Source organism: Paenibacillus sp. GCM10027629, assembly GCF_042676425.1.
GTDB lineage: Bacteria > Bacillota > Bacilli > Paenibacillales > Paenibacillaceae > Paenibacillus_K > Paenibacillus_K terrigena.
Genome location: NZ_JBHTGZ010000009.1, coordinates 703,420 through 722,045, shown reverse-complemented (window position 1 = coordinate 722,045; position 18,626 = coordinate 703,420). Strand labels below are relative to the sequence as shown.

Sequence of the window (18,626 nt, the reverse complement as noted above, 5' to 3'; positions counted from 1 at the left end):
TTTTTGCAAGAATCCGATGGAATTTGCTGAGATTTTTAAAAGAAGGATGAGAATAATGATAAGACAAGCCACGAAGAAAGACGTCTCCCAAGTAAGTGAACTCATTTATATGATTATGGATGAAAAGGAGTCTTATTTCACTGAACATTTCAATAAAAAAGAGGTCATGGCGTTTATTCAACATGCTTTTGACCAGGAAATAAGTTTTTTTAGTTATACCAATATCATCGTAAAAGAAATAGAGGGTCAAGCTGTGGGTATTGCGTTAATGTACGACAGCCAAATGACTGATGCATTCTGCGAGCAATGGGAAAATGATGTGACGCTCTTCTTTGGTGAGGACCAGGATGAATTCGAGACGAGCGAAGCTCAGCCTGGAGAATTTCATTTGGACACAATTGCTGTTTATGAAGCATTTCGAGGACAAGGGATCGCTAAAGAACTTCTTGAGGAGATGGATCAGTTGGCACGCAGACAAAGCCATAACAAGCTGTCATTAAATGTTTCTGCTAAGAACATCGCCGCTAAGCGACTTTACGAGCGCCATCATTATCAGGTCGAGAGTCAATTTCTAATTTCTGGACATACATACTTTCATATGACGAAAAGCTTATAGTTAAAGCGGACCAATACGATATATTTTGTTTATGGCTCATGCATCGACTTCATTCCACTCATACGGATGTGTGAAGAGCGCGATAGCGACTTGGTGTCATGCCGGTTAACCGTTTAAATGTGTTGCAAAAGTGAGAAACATCTTGAATACCAACGCTCCCTGCAATTTCCGTTATGGGTAGATCCGTTCCTTGTAAAAGATCTTTGGCCTTCGTCATTCGAATAGAAACCAGGAATTCTTTCATCGTGACTCCCGTATATTGCTTAAATATTCGAAAGAAGTAGGAACGTGATACATGGAAATGTCCACATAATTTCTCCGCACTGAGAGACTCATCGTAATGCTCCATCATATAGCTGAGAATACCTTCGACCATCTGTTTCTCTACATCATTTCGAACTTGGACGACTTCCGGAGATTCAATCTGATAACGCCCTAACTGTGCAAACAGTTGTAAGAGCAGACTTTTAACAATGATCGGATAACAAGGCTGTTTCCTCTTCGTTTCCCATTCTAATTGAGCTAGTATTTCCTGCAATCGCAATATTTGCTGGGTATTTAATTGCGAATGAATTGAGTCATTTTCTTGATCCGGAAGCCATTGTCTGACCGTCATCCAACATTCTCGATCTTCTACATATAATTGTTCTAAATAACTCCTTTCTACCGCTAGGATATAACGATGAAAGGGAGCATTCTGATGTGGTCTAGATCGATGTAAGGCCATTGGCTTAATAACGGTGAACGTCCCCGCTCCCAGTACATGCATCCGTTCACCAACGATAAAGTGGCCCTCACCCTGTACACACAGATAAAGCTCGTAACCACGATGGGTGTGAAACGTTGGCTGCTCTAAGCTTGTTGTTCGATACACGCAATGAACCGGGAAATCCATGAGTGTTGCATTCGTTAATTCATCCTCTACAGATACAATTCTCAGCTTCTCCAACTCCAAAGTTAGGTCCCCCTTCCACAATTCCAAATCTTAAAGACAATATCCCAAGCCAAAAAGACGATCGACCAAGATTTACTTCACCTTGCATTGTATATTCAATATATACATTCTCACGTTTATGGAGGAGCGAATCGAATGCCAAAACCAATTTCTCACGATTCTCTGCGACATACTGCAGACCAAGTTTATCGCTATATGGTATCAGATCACACAGGCAATTGGGGAATGGATATTCAGCATTGGGACTGGGTTCCCGGCGTAGGTGTCATTGCAATACTGTCTTATTATGAGAATACGCGCGATGAGGGAGTTCTCGATTATCTAATCAAATGGGCACGCACAAATATGCCGACGTCGGAACAAGCAATCGTTATCAATGCTGTGGCCCCCTTTGCCATCTTTCCCACACTTTATGAATACACACACGATCCCTTATTTCTAGAGGAATCCCTGCGCGTCGGACAATGGATACTTACAGAAGCCCCACGTACTCGTGAAGGAGCTTTCGAGCATACCGTCACTGAAAATGTCAGTTTTCCTGAGCAGGTATGGGCCGATACGATCTTTATGGCTGTGCTCTTCTTAGCTCGTCTCGCACGAGTCACGGGAGATGATTCCTACGCTATTGAAGCTGTTAGGCAGGTGGAGCTTCACTTGGAATTACTAGAAGATAAAGAAACCTGTGTCATGTTTCATGGATGGAATTGTATAGCGCAAGATCACATGTCCGCAGCACGTTGGACTCGGGCGAACGCTTGGATCGCCGTGGGTACGCCAATGATCATGCAAGAGCTGGAAGGCATCGCAACCCTATCGCAAGAAGCAATGAAACGCTACCGCGCAATGATGCATGGATTGATTCGCTTTCAACAAGCTAACGGTCTATGGACCACGGTGATGGATCGACCCGATTTCTATCCAGAAACATCGGGCAGTGCTGGAATTGCCTGCGGCATGCTAAAGGCTTTTCGCCAAGGCTTAATAGACAACGCTTATGAGGATTCTGCTTTTCGGGCACTGAAGGCCATTGTTCAAAAGGTACTACCAAGCGGAGAAGTTACAGGCGTTTCTGGAGGTACGCCGGTGATGCCTTCCATTGAAGCCTATCATGATATTCCTTGTCATCCTGCGCTGTATGGGCAGGGGCTTGTTCTCATGTTATTCTCTGAGCTTCTATGAGTTATAACGAATCAAATGATTTGGAGAGCCCCCATGCAAACGCCATGGAGGCTCTTTTATCATGCCTAGATTTTTTAGACGGGATGGATATCATTCGGTTTAACTGCGATAGATATCTCATGTGGTAAACGATTCCACCGATTTGTTTCAACTCGTGCTGTGACAAAACCGGCTTCTTCGATGACCGATATATCTGGCAAATTCTCTACCACTTCTCCAATCGCTAATGAGAATAAAAAAGCTGCTCGATTTAACGCATGGAAGTCTATTGTTCTTCGCCCCCCCGAATATATAACGAAATCTAACCCAATACGTTGTTCCAGTGCTGTCACTTCCCAATTCCAGCCTCGTTGCTCGCCGCCGCTATCCATAGCCAAAAGTTCGTCGAAAGCAGCATATACGTTATCAACTCGTAATGGTAATCCGTTGATCTCTACTTCTGCTCTCGCCCCTTCCGCTACAATGCGTACACCATCTAAACAACCTCCGAATTCCATCCGAAGCCGGAAATCCGATGCCTCTATACAACCCTCAATACGATCCAAACCCGGATGTGTATCTCCACCATTCGTCAGAAATCGTACACCAAGTAGAAGATGGCCCTCTTCCTCCGCAACGTTAAGTACCCCCGAACAATAATCATAACCTTCATGTAAGCAGCGCATCTGCAAATACGTAGCTGCCCCGTTATTCTCGAAATAAGCGACGAGTCCTCGTGTTTGATTCCACATGATTTCATTTTTGAAAAACCCGATCGTATAACGCGGTGTCATCCTCGTTTTTGCCCATTTCACAAATCCCGTATCTTCATTACGATAGTAGGGCTGCTCAAGTACCTTCGTATTTGCGCTGCTCATGAACAGATTCAAGTAAGCATCCGGACATCGGCAACCACTGCCATACCACTCCGCATCATATTCTAGATCATCATCGGAGAAGAAATGCAACCTATTATCCGTAGTGATTTGTAAGAATGATTTTATTTTATTGTTCAGAAGTGTACTATAACTACGGCTATGCGGACCTGCCCATTGCTGGGAATTAGGGTGATAATGTTCTGCTACCATGTGCCAACCGATGTCTAACAGGTCATTCGCTATTTCCTTAGCTCGTGGGTTCATGGAATACGTATAGATTTTGGACAACTCGACGATGGCGATGACAGAATAATGTGGACTGTTAAATTCCTGGAAGGTCCTTAGACGTTCTGTATATTTCTTCAACTTTTCTAATCGCTGTAATGCATAATCCTCATAGTCCTGCCTACCATACAGTTCTCCGGCGATCAATGTCACAAATGCCCCCATGATCGAAATATTCGTATAGTGGGGTCCCATATCCCGTTTCATGATGGCATCACAAGCACAGCTTATTCCTTCACGGATCTGCTCTCTCAGGTCTTCAGGCAGCCGATGACCGTGAAGCAAGGATGCAAGCACAAGCTCTTTCCCACAAAAGTCAGCCCAGTTCCAGTCAGGTGGAGACATTTGTGTAAGCGGCTCTTCATAGAACCAGGGCCATATGCCGTAGGTATCTCGGTCTGGGTCGCGATCTTGCAGCGTAAGAACGCACTGAATGATATCACAAGCCCTCTGCACATATTCAGGAGATCCCGTATTTAACAAACCCACGGCATATAACAACGATGGATGTGTCGGATGAACGAGTGGATAGTCATCGGAGGTTAATGTCGTATGATATCCTGGCGTGTGCAAGGGTCGAAGCAGCATATGAACCAGAGGATCGTAGTCCTTTTCTTGTGAAATGACTTTTCGCAATAAAAACTCTTTATGATCGATAGATTGTCTATACAGGCTCATTCTTGACTCCTCTCCTTCACTTTACAAGGAACAATAATATTCGTATTCGTATTCTGTAATTGAATGGGTTTGAATAACGAGGACTGCTTACTTGCACCAATACCACTCCCCCACTCCACATATCCTTTACGACCATTCCCATCGTTCTCATTGACGACAATCGACAGACTCAGGATCCCATCACTCGGAACAATTGGCGCCAAGTCACTCCATGGGAGTGCTAGCTGGTATATCGTATTCTTTGCCGCCTCGTCTCTCGTTACTTGCAGGTTAGGATTCACAATAGATCCCGGCTCAACGCCCTGCGGGGCCATCCACCGATAGAGCTCGGGTCCTTGCGATGTCAATGCCATGCCATACTCATACCACTGCAAATTCTCTCCCGGCATCCCAGCAGATACAGCGAATTGAATGCTATCCCCTGACCAGATTTCTCCACCTTGCTTCGTCTGTGAATACACATCGTCATGTACACTCGCTGTCATGTACAGATGATCATTATCATACGTAGCCCACACCGTGCCACTGAGATCCTCGGGACCGTTATAGGAGCCTATTCTCGAATGAACGTCTGTGATGAGATCAATTCCCGCCACATCCTGTAGATCATCTAAAGAGCGAACCGTTCGATATACCAGTGGAACTCTAGATTCAGGTGGAACAAGCTTGACACTCCCATCACTTTGCAATACCGCCCCATCTTTCATATACAGTTTAAATTGATAGGATTGCAGTGTTCCCTCTGTAATACCCGACAACGGGAAGTCGATTGTATGGACGGTATTACCAGGGATAACAGCGTTATAAGCTTTAGAACCCGTAGATGACCCAATGCTCCAATCGATCCGTTTCAAATGACGTTTTGTAGGTCGTTCATTCACAAACGTTATTTCCATCACATCCGCACCATTCTTCACCACATGCTTCGAAGATACTTTCTCGGCCTGTTGAATCTGTGTGGTACCAGATAACCCTGCGAACACTCCATTCGTGGATCGAACCGTTGCGGTCGCCATTTTACTGCCAATCTGTTCAACCCCCGGAAACTGAGCGCTGTAATCTCCGGGTGCATGGATGGAAATTTCTTTCGTTATACCTTGAAAATTCACCTGAGCGGTAAGTTCTCCTTCTTGCCCGAGGTCATTGACATGCAGCGTAACCGTCACGGGGTCATTCGCAAATGAGAACGTGCTAGTCAGGGATAACGGACTGCTTTGAATAATGCTGCCCATGTCTCCTTGAACAAACAGGGGCTCTCCCGTCAATGTTAGGTATATTTTCCCCTGTACCGGTGTATAGGTAGTCTTCCTCCCCATCATATCCGTCACCGTAAGCGGAACTAGTGTATTCAAGGTGACATCTTTTTTGTCCAAGGACCATAAGACATGAATGCGATCGTTATTTTTGTCGAAAACATAATGATATAGTCCATCCGTTACATCTTGACTTACAGCATTCGCATCCGATAGCTGTCTTGTAAGTGTAGCAAGAGCAACATAGGCCGGTTTAGGGGTATAGGATCCAAGCGCATCACCCGTATTATGGATGATTCCGAAATTATGTTCATTGTTAAGCTTATCCGTTCCACTATCCATCAAGTTGTACCAAAATACTTTCTCTACACCAGCAGCGATACTCAGCACATAGGTACGGATCAAATAAGCAGCCTGTGTATTTTCATCCACACCCGTTGGGTTCAAATGCGTTGGCCAACCAACCTCCGAGAACCACAGAGGGATGGTCTTACCGTTATTATGATCGCGCACAAGCTGATTCAAGCTGTCAATCTCTTCGATCAACCCTTCGGGTGTTTGCGGATAGCGGTAGGGATGGACAGAAAGCGAATCCATATAATCCAGACCACCGAGCTCAAATACGTCTTTCAGCCAGTCTGCAGGAATTCCTGCTGTCGCTCCACCAACGACGTTCAGATCTGGACGAATCGATTTCGATGCTTCATACCCTTTCTTCAGCAGATTGAAGTAGATATCCGCTCTTGAGGCTGCAGGACCATTTCCACCGAAATAGGGCAAGTTGAACTCATTCCATAGTTCTCCCGACTTTATCTGATTGCCGAACTTCCCAAGCATGGCCTTTACATAGTTCGCATAGGCGGTATGCGCTTCATCTGTATAGGGTGTTTTGCCTTCATCATAATATTTATTACTGAACGCGAAGACGAGGAATGGATCAATATTGAACTCTTTGAAAGATTGCATCGGAAGGGTGAACTTCGGAGTAAACGTGTATTGTCCTTTATTGACTTCTACTTCTGACCAATAAAAGGAGTCTCGTACGTTTTTGGTGCCAGCATATTTAAGGAGCGGAATGGATTCTTTATTCCAGTTAATACCGTAATGGGTTTGAATGCCAAATGGAGACTTCGTCACACCAGATAGATCGAAATCAGGAAGAATGGCAAATGTCGTTTCTGTAGTCTTGACTAAGGTTTCCGCTTGATACGCTTCTACCTTCAATCTATAATATCCCTCTACAGGCATGGGTAGGTCTAGCCGTAGTTTGCTTCCGGTGACTGGAACGGTTCCCGAAGATATCGGTTCTCCCCAAGCATTAATCGTACTCCAATGAATAACATTACCTGTGGTGAGGATGTCAAAAGCCGCTAAATGATTACCTGCAAAGACATTTCCAACTTGCACCTGGGCAATCGCCAGATCAGGGGTTTCGACCTTCACTCGAATATCATCAAGCCAAATCGAGCCTATCGTTTTCCCTGATTTCATCGATGCTTTGGTCAGTTTGTAATACATTTTCTTTAACGGGCCATGCCACTCGCCATCGTTACTTCCGCCCCACTTTGTATAATTGATCCCCGAAGTGAAGGAGCTTACCGTCACTTTTTGCCACTCTGTTGTTGGATCTAATATAATCGTTTGTTGATGATTCTGATTCGAATTGTCGACCAATATTATATCGAACTTCGCCATATCCGCTGTCTTCACCCAAAAACTAAGTTCCAGCGCGTTCGTAGGAAGAACACGTTTAAATAAGTACTTTTCTAAAGAAACATAGCTGTTCGTATACGTTGATTTGCTGCTGAAGTCTAGTTGCAGCTTTCCCGAGGAACTCCCCGTGTGAAAATTCGCAGAATCTCGACTGAATTCACCGTTGCCAAGCGCACCCCCACTACCGATCAAGAAATCCCAAGATTCGTCATTACTTTCGAAATCACCTACTGTCAATTCAGGGGAATTATCATCTGCATAGGTTGTAGATTCGGGGGTTCTCATTTGGAAAGAGGCAAAGGATAAGGAAAATAGGAGAATAAACACCGTTGAACTGGAAAGAATATGCTTCCATCTAATCATGTATATCACTCCTTTGGTATAAGAAGTCTTGTGATGGAGGATGGATTCCAGCCTTATCCTTAGAATCCATCCTCGCTTAAGATTACTTTTTCACATGTAAAAATTCTTTATTTTTCTCATACCATTCTTGCGCTAGCTTCTCTACATTCTCACCACCAAGGCGTTTCCATTCCTCGCGAACCTGCTTCATTCCTTCTTCAGGACTTAATGCATTTCCGCCTGTCACGACCTTGACTTCAATTTGTGTTGCAATCGGGGCAAACGTAGCAATCAGTTGACTCACTTCAGGAAGGTCCGGACTAAACGCGATATCTCTACGATATTCATTCTTAAGTGCTACTTCTAATGCCTTAGATTTAGCAAGAGCAATTTCTTGAGAGAGAGCATCTTGTGCCGCCATGATAGGAATCCATTCCGGCTTGGTATTCCATTGACTAAGAATAGCATATTCGTTCGCATAGGCTACTTCCTGACGATATTTGTCTGAATCCAGCCTTTGCGGAACTTTACCATCCACCAGCTTATAATGGACATTCTCTTCACCGAACTTCATAGACATCCAGCCCTTTTCCAACATCCAATCCAGGAATTTAACCGCCGTTTCAATTCGATCCTTATCCATGCTGCTATTGAATGCGACCAACACGTTGGAAGGTAATTCTTGATATAGACCATTTTTGCCATATTTACTGGCTACAGACTCTAGCGGAGTGAACTTCGCGTCAGGAACATTCGCCTTAAGATCACGCATTTCATTATCCATACTCCAATTCCCGAAATAGATCCCTGCCTTACCCGTCGTCCATAGTTGACGCGCACGTTGGAAGTTACTATCCGTGATATACTCTTTATCAATCAGTCCTTGGTCAAATAATGATTTCTGGAATGCAAGTGAATCCGTAAAACGATCCAACGTTCTGCCGTATTTCATTTGGCCATCTTCCAAGTACCATTGGTTCTCATTCGTGAAGAAGAACGCACGCATAATTTGGACCGCATTACCGTTAAATACGATAGGTACTGTATCCTTTTGACCATTGCCATCCGGATCTTCGTCTTTGAACTTCTTAGCTACCTCGATCAATTCTTCCACCGTTGTTGGTGCTTTCAATTGCAGCTTATCCAGCCAATCCTGCCGAATCCACATGCCATTATTGGCAATCGATTCAATACTTCGTTCACTTGTAACCGCATACATTTTCCCATTAATCGTCATCGCTGATTTTAACTGAGGGTGCTCCTCTAAATATTTCTTCAAGGTCGTACTATATTGTTCGATATAACTATCAATGGGCTGGATCGCACCCTGATTTGCCAATTGAGCGATATAATTCCGATCGTATTCCCAGATCAGATCGGGTGCGCTTCCGGATGCAATAAGTGTACTTAGTTTCTGTTGTGCTTGCCCGCGATCAACCGGGATCCATTTCACAGTAGCTGGCGAATTCTCATCAATCCATTTGGTCCAACGATTACTCTCATAGCTTCCTTCTTCCGTAGGCACACTCCCTCGATCAAAGGCTGAAATACTGATTTCTTTCTTCGTTTCTGCTGACTTCGTATCTACCGTTGTAGCTGCGGGAGTCGTTTTTTCAGGTGATTCCGAAGGTTTCACTGACGTTGTATTACTACTACATGCTGCCAACACCATGACACATAAGCTCACCACTAGAACCGATTTCCACATACGCTTCGACATTCTCAATCTTCTCATCCCCTTATCAAGTCTTAGTCCTTACGAAATATATCAGGAACCTAGGTTCCGATGATATCATCCTTTCACAGAACCGATTAACACACCTTTGACAAAATGCTTCTGCAAAATCGGATACACAATGAGAATCGGAGTAACCGCAATTACGATTGCCGCGGCTTTGATCCCTTCCGGTGTTAGCATGACTTGATCGACTCCTTCACTTCCAGAGCCACTATTCAAAAGACTCTGATTCACTTGTAGAATCATCTGATAGAGCTTAAGGGTTAATGTCTGCAGGCTACTCTTCGTAATATATAGCAACACGTTGAAATAGGAATTCCACCAACTTACGGCATAAAACAAGGAAAGCGCAGCCATAATGGGTTTACATAATGGCAAAATAATCTGTACCAGAATCCGCCAGTCTCCCGCTCCGTCAATCGCAGCTGATTCCTCTATTTCTTCGGGTAAACCTTCCATAAAACTTTTCATGACGAACATATTATAGGTACTGAGGAGTGCCGGCAACCATAAGGACCAATAAGAATTCATGAGTCCAAGTGATTTCACGAGTATAAAATTGGGGATGACACCTGATGTGAACAACATGGTGAATATGATAAACATAAGTAGGTAATTACGACCTTTAAGCCTTTTTCTGGATAACGGATAAGCTGCTAATGTCGTTAATACCATATTCAACAGCGTCCCTACAAGGGTTACGACGATCGTATTCCCCATCGAGACGAAGAGTTGACCATCATCAAATAATCGTAGATACGCTCGTGTGTTAAACTCAACGGGCCACAAAGATACTTCACCTGCCGTTATCGCCCTACTACTGCTAAATGAAGACACGATGACATACCACAACGGATATAAGGCTGCGAGTGAAAAGATACCCAGCATGGTATAATTAGCAGTTGTCCCTACACGAGACCAGACAGATTGGATGTTATTCCGAATACTCATGGGTTACCAGAGCCCCCTTTCCCCGAACGCTCGGGTTAACCGATTGACACCGACGACCAGAATTAAGCTAATTAGGGATTGGAACAAGCCTAATGCGGTCGTATAGCTATAATTCATATTTTGCAGACCGACTCGATAGACGTAAGTACTGATCACATCGGCCACATCCAATACGGACTGATTCTGTAAGATGAGTGTCTGCTCCAATCCGACATCGAGCATACTGCCCATTCGTAGAACGAGAAGGATGGCAACCGTACTTCGAATTCCTGGAAGCGTAATATGCCAAATCTGGCGGAGTTTACTCGCTCCATCCATCTTAGCTGCCTCGTAGAGCTGAGGATCAATCGAAGCCATAGCTGCTAAATAGAGAATGGTACCCCAGCCAGCTTCACGCCAAATTCCGGACAACGTGTATGCAACAGGCCACCATCTGGAATCTGCCATAAAGTAAATCGGTTCCATACCGAATACATGCTCAAGGACCGTGTTAACAACACCTGTACTCGGGGAAAGGAGCGCGATGAAAATGCCTCCCAAGACGACCCATGATATAAAATGGGGTAAATAGAGCAAGTTCTGTACGGTCCTCTTGTACCATTCTTTACGAACTTCATTAAGTAGAAGAGCCAATACAATCGGTACCGGAAAGCCAAAGACAAGACTGTATACATTCAGTACCAACGTATTCCGTAGAACTCGCCAGAAATCAATACTTCCGAATAAACTCTCGAAATGTTTAAATCCCACCCATTTGCTCCCGAATATTCCATCTCCCAAGCGATAATCTTTAAACGCGATTACCTCGCCGATCATTGGAGCATATTTGAATAGGAGATAAAACAAGATCACAGGCAGCAGCATCAGGTACAAGTGTCGATCGCGTAGGAATCGAATACGGAAAGTGGAACGTTGATCCTCCATCTGGTTCATCCTTTCGTTTGTGGCTAAATCGATCCTACCGTGAGATCGAATGATTGGAAATAGACACGTTCTGAACACGATCACTATTCTTGCAAAATGGACAGTCACCATTCTTATACTGGGTTCATTTTTTGTGATATGGTCTGAAAAACCCTATAATGACGCGGTTTATCCGTCATTCCCTAAGAAATCAAAAAACATGTACAAGTTAATCCCTCACATGAAAAAGGATTATGTCCTATACATGTCTTATAAGTTCAATCGCATTCAAGGCTCAATTCATTCAAATTCTCCATCTGTATCTGGGATCGGTACTCTAATGGGGTCATACCTGTATATTTTTTAAAAATCCGAATGAAGCTGCGCGTATTCTGATAACCAACGGCTTCAGCAATCTCGTTTACTTTCATATCCGTACCCGCTAAGTGTTGTTGGGAAGCATTCATTCGTATTCCAATGAGATAATCAATAAAGTTGCTTTCCGTGTATTCCTTAAATTGTTTACTAATATAGGTCGAACTCAAATGGAATTCTTGAGCAAGCCTGTCCAAAGAAAGATCATTCTCTTGGAAATGGTCTCCGATATAGATGAGGATGCGTTCAATGGTATCGTTACTGCCTCTTTGGCTTCGCTTGGCTTTGATCTTGGAAGATATCTCCTCTAGAAATAGGAAAACCAATCTTTCCATCTCTTTCAAGTGCCCGCTACGGTTGATCCGCTCATACATGCTCTCCAGTTGGCTCATGGATTCATTCAGGTCGATCCCAGTGGAACTAACAGACTGCACCGACTTGACGATGAGATCAAAAGAAAGCTGACGTATCAGATCAGGGGATAAATTTCGATCCATTGCCTCACGAAAAGTTTCTTCGACATACGCTTTTAACTTCACCGAATCGGTGAGTTTCAGTGCATCCGTAATTCGATCCGCCATACGAGTGAGTCGATAATAATCTTGACTATCCAGGGGCTGCAGGTCTTCAATCGAGATGACAGCGTGCCCCCCGAATACGATTTTGTAATGAAGTGCCTTTTGTGATTCGTCATACGACTTGGGAATATCTTGCATCTCACGATAACCTCGACCTACGCCGACTGTCACGACCAGATCGAATTGCTTCTTCATCTTATCAAGGATCAGCTCCATGATCGCAAGCGCACGCATATGATTCTGCTCCGCATTCCCTTCAGCAAAACTGAAGATGACTGCTGCACGCCCTCCTCCTACATCAATCGCCATGCCTGCGTTCTCGATATTGATCAATTCCTCTGCCACATTACAGAATACATACGTGTACAGCGTTTCATCCTTCGCTCTGAAGTCCATCCCCTCTTTGCTGATCTCTGCCGTACAGACAAGAAATCTTTCTGGAAATAAATGAACGCCTACGAACTCCAAGTGGTGTAGGACGGCCAAATAATCCGTTCGATAGCCGACAAGCATGTCCATCATCATTCTCCACTTCATGACCGGCTTCGAGTCCCTGACGTGTTGCTCTAGATGTTCCCGATCCTGCAATAGCTGATCAAATACGCTTTCTAGATAGGTAAGTCCAGCATCCCTTCGTTCCTGTGTATGGGTGAAATGATAGGTTCCTGAAATTTTACCAATCAATTGATGAAGCGGTTTAAAGGTCCAACGACTCACGTAGAAGAGTACGATCAGTGCAAGAATAATCATACTTACAGCTAATACGATGAGCAGATTGCGCGTCACCCTGAGCGGTTCATAGATTTGTGACTCCGGCACAATACTGATTAGTTTCCACCCTGTATAATTAGAATCACGGTAGAATATCGATTGACGAACACCATCCAGCTCACCGGTAAAGGTGCCGCTTCCTTTTCTGGAAAGTATACTTTTGAGATGAGGAAGTTCTTTGATATTATGGTAGATTTGCGTCTTATCATCGTGGGTTACGATATTTCCGTCGCTATCGATAATGAACATATGGCCAATTTTACGATCTTCGTATACCGCATTCACCATATCATAGATGACCTTTTCATTGATATTGACAGCTACCATTCCCTTGCGATACTCGGGACTACTGATCGTCGGATAGGATCTCACCAACGTAATCACGTCTTTATTCGCGTTACCGTCCGATATCTGATGCGTTGTTAACCACTTAAAATAAACGGGCATATCTAAATAATCACCCAACCAATTATGAACCAATGATGTATCCTTCATATAAGCTTTATCTGTCAACAGGTGACCGCTTACCGCTGAATATACAAAAATAGATGAGAACTGGGGATTCGTATTAATGAAATCTTTCAGCTTTGTGTTTAATCCATAAAAATTGCTATACTTTTGGCCATCATCCATATAACTATCGTACATAAAATAAACGAACTCGAGATCATTCATTAGCGTTAGCAGATCTTTCTCCGTCTGACGAAAAGCCACTTCAATCTTTTGGTCCACTTGTTTCAATAACGCAAGGTTCGTATCATTCAAATCATTTCCTAGCTTACCTACCGTTCCTGTGTAAGATAACCCGAAGGTCAGCGTGATGATCACTAAGAAAACGGTCCCATAGATCAACATCACTTTCGTCGATAGGCTGAACTTCATCATCGATATACCTCCGTCAGTATCAATCATCTATTTAATAGATATGCTAGAATTCCCCTTTCATTCATTCAAATGGGTTGATCCTCTGACGATAAGGTTACCGGTAAGAAGAATTGGATCTGCTTCGATGCCATTCATTCGGTCAAGCAACATATTCATCGCTGCTTCTCCTGCTAGCTGACGGGGATAGTCGATAACGGTTAGCGGTGGTGAACATTGCGAAGACATCAAGATATTCTCGCAGCCCGCAATGGCCATATCATGAGGTACCCGGATATTTCGTTCACGACATGCAGCTAGACATCCTGCAGCCATTAAATCGTTGGCGCATATGATCGCTGTGAAGTCTGGATGGACCCCCTCTTCACAGTCAAGTAATCTACCAAGCACCTCTTGCGCCTGTTCGAATCGACCTGAGCCATCCAGATATCTGGATACAGCTGCATTAGTATCTAGACCTCCGAGCCGCATCACTTCGCAAAAAGCGTGATATCGAACGGCGTAATGAAGGTTTTGTCCCCCTTGAGACATAAAGGCGATTCGTTCATGCCCTTGCTGTCGTAAATGAGAGATAAGGTTCCTCATCACAGGCAGCCATTCAATGTCAACATAAGGAACATTGTTCCTTTCCCCCCAGGTTGAAGGCTGCATAACGGATACAATAGGTATCTCGAGCGAATTGAAATATTCAAATGTCTCTCGGCTAAAGCATGGGCCTAGGAGTAGAACCCCGTCTACCCGGCCCATGAGTAACCCTCGCAACTCTTCTTCCCGGTTCGGATCGTACGTCTGCACGAATACAAAATATCCATGCTGCTTGGCAGTCGCTTCGATGTGAAGCAACAAGCCTGCCTCGAACGGATTGCCGATATAATGAATCAGCACGGCAATTTGCTGTGATTTCTTCGTCTTCAGGCTCCGCGCTGTCTGGTTTGGGCGATAGCCCAACTCCCGAATCGCTTCTTGTACTCTGCGCTTGGTTTCTTCCTTCACGATTTTACGACCGTTGAGCACATAGGAGACAACGGCTACGGATACACCGGCACGATTTGCTACTTCCTGTCTAGTTACCATGACCATTCTTTCAATGGCACCATCGAGTCGTCAGGTACATAATAGTTAAACGGATTATCACTAATGCTACCTAGCAGCTGCTTGCGAATAGGGCTCGCATCCTTCAGCAGACGTTCTGAAGCAACCTTGTAATCGATTGGACGCATCCAAATGGGGCTATATCCGAGAAACAATTGACGTCTGGTTTCTGATGAATGGTTCGGTGCACCCGAATGCCATAAGTTCTGTGGAAAAATAAATACATCTCCTGGATCTCCGCAAATCTGAATTTCATCCGACAGTGTTTCCCTCACATTGTCCGATTCAGGTTGGTACACACGATTATGCGAGCTCGGGATAATCTTCGTATTGCCACGGTTCGGTTCAGACATATCGCTCAGGATATAGCAGACTTTAATATAGTAGGTCGCTGTAAGTCCTCCGATCTTTGGAAACTGAGGATGCGGTCCGTCTTGATGCCAGTTAATGAAGCTATTCGTCGCTGTCTGAACATCCCCAGGATTAGGCTTCCGAACGGTCAGGTGAGAGATATGCAATTGAATATTATATCCGAGCAATTGAACGATAAGAGGCAGCACCGAAGGTTCATCGATTAATGAGGCAATTTCGTCATGACGTTCTACACTGTTATAAACATTGTAAGAAAGTGATTCAGGTTCTTCATCCAATATTCCATCTACAGCAGCATTTAACCGTCTTACTTTATCTTCGCTCAATACACCTTTAAGCAACAGATAACCCTCGTCATTAAACTTCTGGATCCATTCAGAATTAATTGATTTAATCGTTGTCAATTTGCATTCCTCCTGATTCAAATGATTTTTAGAAAAATTTACTCGTGTAAATTTGATTTAAAATTACTATATTTTGCCAATGCTTGTCCTGTCAACATATTAGACTGCAAATAAAAAAAGCCTACAAGAGTCACAATTTATGCTCGTGTAGGCCTAAAGTATAATCTTTAAAAAAGGGTAAGCAGTCACCCCTGAATTCTGGACTGTAGCATCTCCAAATCATGAGCATTGTACATAATACCCAGAACGTTCCCAAATGGATCCGTAACAGAAGCCGTGATGGATCCCTCCCCACGATGTACGAGCGATTCATACTCTTCAGCTCCCATGGCCTTCAATTTGTTAAGTGTGGCTTCTATATCATCAACATGCCAGTACATGATGGCACCACCGGGGGCAGCCGATGCGCTTGCAGGCGCAAAACGGCGATCGATCAGACCCAGTTCGTGCTGATAGTCTCCTAAGCGAAACTCGGCATAGACGAGTTGACCATCTGGTCCTGAGCGTTCGAAGTATGGTGCACTGCCCAGCAGGTCCGCGTACCACGCCTTTGCCACTTCCATATCATCCGCCCATAACTGATGGTCGCAAATCCACGATGTTTTGTAAGCAAATTTTGAGCCATTGGACATTTGATCTGGTGGCCGTCGGGCGCTCATTGTTGTTCTACATTCTTCCGAGCTGTCACAATAGGTTGGTAATAGCCTGTATTCGCGGGGAGATGCCACTCGATATCCGTAAAACCAGTTTCACCTAACACTTTATTAATATCTTCCCGCAACAGTGCCCTGTACTCCGTTTTATTATGTTTTGTTACCCATTTCCCGTTAACTTCCTGCATAATATAATGGTTTATCGTGTAGGTTTTACCGTCATCCGCCCAATCCCACACTTGAAAAACGATCCGTTTACCCTCGTCGAAAACACGCGGCTGTGTGATTGTTAGCTTTTCTTGTACCAATGCATCGTAGTCTCTTATCGTAACGATCAACAAGCCATTCGGATTAAGCTTTACCTGAATATTTTGAAAAGCTTTAGTTAAATCTCCATCTGTAAGGAGATGAGGTATAGCATTATCCGCCGACAGGACGATATCAAATAAACCCGATACATCTTTATCCAACGAGCGAAAATCTGCCACGCCAAAGTTTATATTAACGCCGTGAGTTACTGCTTCTTTTTCTGCTCTTTTAACGGAAACAGGACTTATGTCAGTCGCGCTTACGTTATACCCGTATTTCGCCAATCCGATTGCTTGTGTACCTATGCCACACGAACAATCCAATAGTGAAATGTTTTGCGTAGTAGCAACAGGCAGCTTTGATTGTATGACTCTGTCAAGAACCTCCGCTTGCGATGAAATCGCTTGATTCCAATCCACAAATATCAGATGATAGTCTTCCGCCAGTTCATCATAGAACTTTAATACTGAATCATTCAATTCGAATCACCTCTCGAATTAGATATAATTATTATTAGCGTATCAAACCTACGTACCAGCTCTGAATTATCGCATTTGGACTTCTAATCGACCGTAAGTAACTGTTCCATGAATCCCCCGATTTCGAGTTCCCTATCAACGAAATGGATCTCCAGAATCCAGTCTCGAGGGCACCCGTTTTGATCTGACGCATTCATGGGAATATGGTTGTCGGGATGAATGTAATTTTCCACTTCTTCTCCTTGAATTTGTTCGTGAGGAAATTCACCAATAAGATGTCCCGCGTGCGGTCCTCCATATTCCCAACCATATTTTCGGGCAAGTGCAGAGACGAACGAGAATAGTTCGCTCCCCGTCATGTTAGGATGAGATTCAAAATATTGCTTACCCTCCGCCCAAGCTAGGGCGATATCATTACAAAGCTTTATCTTGATTGGATCTTCACCTAGCACAAATGTCCTGCCAAAATCAGCTTCCCAGTCATCAAAGATCGGACCAAAATCAAGAAAAATAATATCATCTTCACGAACCATTAAATCAGGAGGATTCTCTCGATAAGGATACAACGTATTTTTCCCAGCTCGAACAATACGTTTGTGCCAATACTTCTTAATGCCATACATCTGGAATGCTAGATCATAGATCTCACGATTGATCTGTTTTTCTGTTACACCTTTCCGCAAAATACCTTTTTCTTCGATGGTTTTGAATAGTTCTTCCGCTTTCCGTTCAGCTTCTCGTAATGACAAATGCCGCTTTTCCAAAAACGAATCCATTATACCTCTCTCCTCATTATGTATTTGAATTGTGTTTAGTGTATCTCTTCCAATAATCGGCTCATTCTTTGTTCTTTTTGACAATCGGTAAACATTCTTGACACAGCAGTTTAACAAGAATATGTACCGATATAATAAAAAGACCGCGATTTCCGCGGCTTCAAAAACAATTAAGCTGGAAGTTAACCACGAAGAATGTAGAAGAATCGACTACTTTTTACATGGCCGGCTCTTCTACATTAAAACCTTATAAATATTGTGACATTATGACTCTTGCGCAGTAAGTGCATTATCTGGCGCTTTTTGGTTCATGATCGGCACCATGACCAGTGAGCCAATAAGAAATAATAATCCTGCTCCGCTATAGATCGTACTCAGCGAAAAGGTGTCCTTTAACGCGCCAGCGAAAGACATCGAAACGACCATCATGCCAACGAACATCGGATTCAGAACCCCATTCACCCG

Annotated in this window: 14 protein-coding genes and 1 pseudogene; 2 read left to right on the top strand and 13 right to left on the bottom strand. The window is 43.8% G+C overall.

Annotated features, from left to right (window positions below):
- Positions 1-46 precede the first annotated feature (46 nt).
- The gene (locus ACFQZR_RS12795; RefSeq protein WP_379346349.1) at positions 47-616 is read left to right on the top strand and encodes a GNAT family N-acetyltransferase; all 570 of its coding nucleotides are present in this window, start codon (positions 47-49) and stop codon (positions 614-616) included.
- A gap of 58 nt (positions 617-674) precedes the next feature.
- On the opposite strand, the gene ACFQZR_RS12790 is transcribed toward ACFQZR_RS12795, so the two are convergent.
- Positions 675-1,571, bottom strand: a complete 897-nt coding sequence (locus ACFQZR_RS12790) for a helix-turn-helix domain-containing protein (protein WP_379346347.1) — start codon at positions 1,569-1,571, stop codon at positions 675-677.
- A gap of 135 nt (positions 1,572-1,706) precedes the next feature.
- On the opposite strand from ACFQZR_RS12790, the gene ACFQZR_RS12785 reads away from it, so the two are divergent.
- The gene (locus tag ACFQZR_RS12785; protein ID WP_379346345.1) at positions 1,707-2,750 is read left to right on the top strand and encodes a glycoside hydrolase family 88/105 protein; all 1,044 of its coding nucleotides are present in this window, start codon (positions 1,707-1,709) and stop codon (positions 2,748-2,750) included.
- A gap of 74 nt (positions 2,751-2,824) precedes the next feature.
- Here the strand turns inward: ACFQZR_RS12785 and ACFQZR_RS12780 are convergent, their stop codons facing one another.
- The 12 genes and pseudogenes from ACFQZR_RS12780 to ACFQZR_RS12725 form a co-directional block, all read right to left on the bottom strand.
- Positions 2,825-4,570 (bottom strand): hypothetical protein, encoded by a 1,746-nt coding sequence (locus ACFQZR_RS12780; protein WP_379346343.1) that lies wholly within the window; start codon positions 4,568-4,570, stop codon positions 2,825-2,827.
- Positions 4,567-7,899: a sugar-binding protein gene (locus tag ACFQZR_RS12775; RefSeq protein ID WP_379346341.1), complete on the bottom strand. Its 3,333-nt coding sequence runs from the start codon at positions 7,897-7,899 to the stop codon at positions 4,567-4,569. The genes ACFQZR_RS12780 and ACFQZR_RS12775 overlap by 4 nt, the downstream gene beginning before the upstream one ends.
- Before the next feature lie 82 nt (positions 7,900-7,981).
- Entirely contained in the window at positions 7,982-9,586 is a 1,605-nt protein-coding gene (locus ACFQZR_RS12770) for an extracellular solute-binding protein (RefSeq protein WP_379346338.1), read from the bottom strand.
- 84 nt (positions 9,587-9,670) lie between these two features.
- The gene (locus tag ACFQZR_RS12765; RefSeq protein WP_379346336.1) at positions 9,671-10,567 is read right to left on the bottom strand and encodes a carbohydrate ABC transporter permease; all 897 of its coding nucleotides are present in this window, start codon (positions 10,565-10,567) and stop codon (positions 9,671-9,673) included.
- A 3-nt stretch (positions 10,568-10,570) separates the two neighbouring features.
- A complete protein-coding gene (locus tag ACFQZR_RS12760; protein ID WP_379346334.1) occupies positions 10,571-11,491 on the bottom strand; it encodes an ABC transporter permease in 921 nt (306 codons plus the stop codon).
- Positions 11,492-11,748: 257 nt separating this feature from the next.
- Entirely contained in the window at positions 11,749-14,079 is a 2,331-nt protein-coding gene (locus ACFQZR_RS12755; protein ID WP_379346332.1) for a helix-turn-helix domain-containing protein, read from the bottom strand.
- A 57-nt stretch (positions 14,080-14,136) separates the two neighbouring features.
- Positions 14,137-15,150 carry a LacI family DNA-binding transcriptional regulator gene (locus ACFQZR_RS12750; protein WP_379346330.1) on the bottom strand — a complete coding sequence of 338 codons (1,014 nt, stop codon included), beginning with the start codon at positions 15,148-15,150 and terminating at the stop codon, positions 14,137-14,139.
- Positions 15,144-15,944 carry a phytanoyl-CoA dioxygenase family protein gene (locus ACFQZR_RS12745; RefSeq protein ID WP_379346328.1) on the bottom strand — a complete coding sequence of 267 codons (801 nt, stop codon included), beginning with the start codon at positions 15,942-15,944 and terminating at the stop codon, positions 15,144-15,146. Before ACFQZR_RS12745 ends, ACFQZR_RS12750 begins: the two co-directional genes overlap by 7 nt.
- 185 nt (positions 15,945-16,129) lie before the next feature.
- Complete coding sequence (locus ACFQZR_RS12740; protein ID WP_379348824.1) at positions 16,130-16,576, bottom strand: VOC family protein; 447 nt, start codon at positions 16,574-16,576, stop codon at positions 16,130-16,132.
- Between the two features lie 23 nt (positions 16,577-16,599).
- Entirely contained in the window at positions 16,600-17,385 is a 786-nt protein-coding gene (locus ACFQZR_RS12735; RefSeq protein ID WP_379346326.1) for a class I SAM-dependent DNA methyltransferase, read from the bottom strand.
- A gap of 83 nt (positions 17,386-17,468) precedes the next feature.
- Positions 17,469-18,161, bottom strand: a complete 693-nt coding sequence (locus tag ACFQZR_RS12730) for a M24 family metallopeptidase (RefSeq protein WP_379346324.1) — start codon at positions 18,159-18,161, stop codon at positions 17,469-17,471.
- Positions 18,162-18,425: 264 nt separating this feature from the next.
- Positions 18,426-18,626 (bottom strand): annotated as a pseudogene (locus ACFQZR_RS12725) (MFS transporter); the annotation flags it as partial.

What these genes read in the sequence shown, in the direction of transcription:
- ACFQZR_RS12765 (WP_379346336.1), bottom strand. Translation starts at nt 10,567, where the DNA reads ATGAGTATTCGGAATAACATCCAATCTGTCTGGTCTCGTGTAGGGACA.
- ACFQZR_RS12770 (WP_379346338.1), bottom strand. Translation starts at nt 9,586, where the DNA reads ATGTGGAAATCGGTTCTAGTGGTGAGCTTATGTGTCATGGTGTTGGCA.
- ACFQZR_RS12785 (WP_379346345.1), top strand. Translation starts at nt 1,707, where the DNA reads ATGCCAAAACCAATTTCTCACGATTCTCTGCGACATACTGCAGACCAA.
- ACFQZR_RS12755 (WP_379346332.1), bottom strand. Translation starts at nt 14,079, where the DNA reads ATGATGAAGTTCAGCCTATCGACGAAAGTGATGTTGATCTATGGGACC.
- ACFQZR_RS12750 (WP_379346330.1), bottom strand. Translation starts at nt 15,150, where the DNA reads ATGGTAACTAGACAGGAAGTAGCAAATCGTGCCGGTGTATCCGTAGCC.
- ACFQZR_RS12740 (WP_379348824.1), bottom strand. Translation starts at nt 16,576, where the DNA reads ATGTCCAATGGCTCAAAATTTGCTTACAAAACATCGTGGATTTGCGAC.
- ACFQZR_RS12760 (WP_379346334.1), bottom strand. Translation starts at nt 11,491, where the DNA reads ATGGAGGATCAACGTTCCACTTTCCGTATTCGATTCCTACGCGATCGA.
- ACFQZR_RS12730 (WP_379346324.1), bottom strand. Translation starts at nt 18,161, where the DNA reads ATGGATTCGTTTTTGGAAAAGCGGCATTTGTCATTACGAGAAGCTGAA.
- ACFQZR_RS12780 (WP_379346343.1), bottom strand. Translation starts at nt 4,570, where the DNA reads ATGAGCCTGTATAGACAATCTATCGATCATAAAGAGTTTTTATTGCGA.
- ACFQZR_RS12775 (WP_379346341.1), bottom strand. Translation starts at nt 7,899, where the DNA reads ATGATTAGATGGAAGCATATTCTTTCCAGTTCAACGGTGTTTATTCTC.
- ACFQZR_RS12795 (WP_379346349.1), top strand. Translation starts at nt 47, where the DNA reads ATGAGAATAATGATAAGACAAGCCACGAAGAAAGACGTCTCCCAAGTA.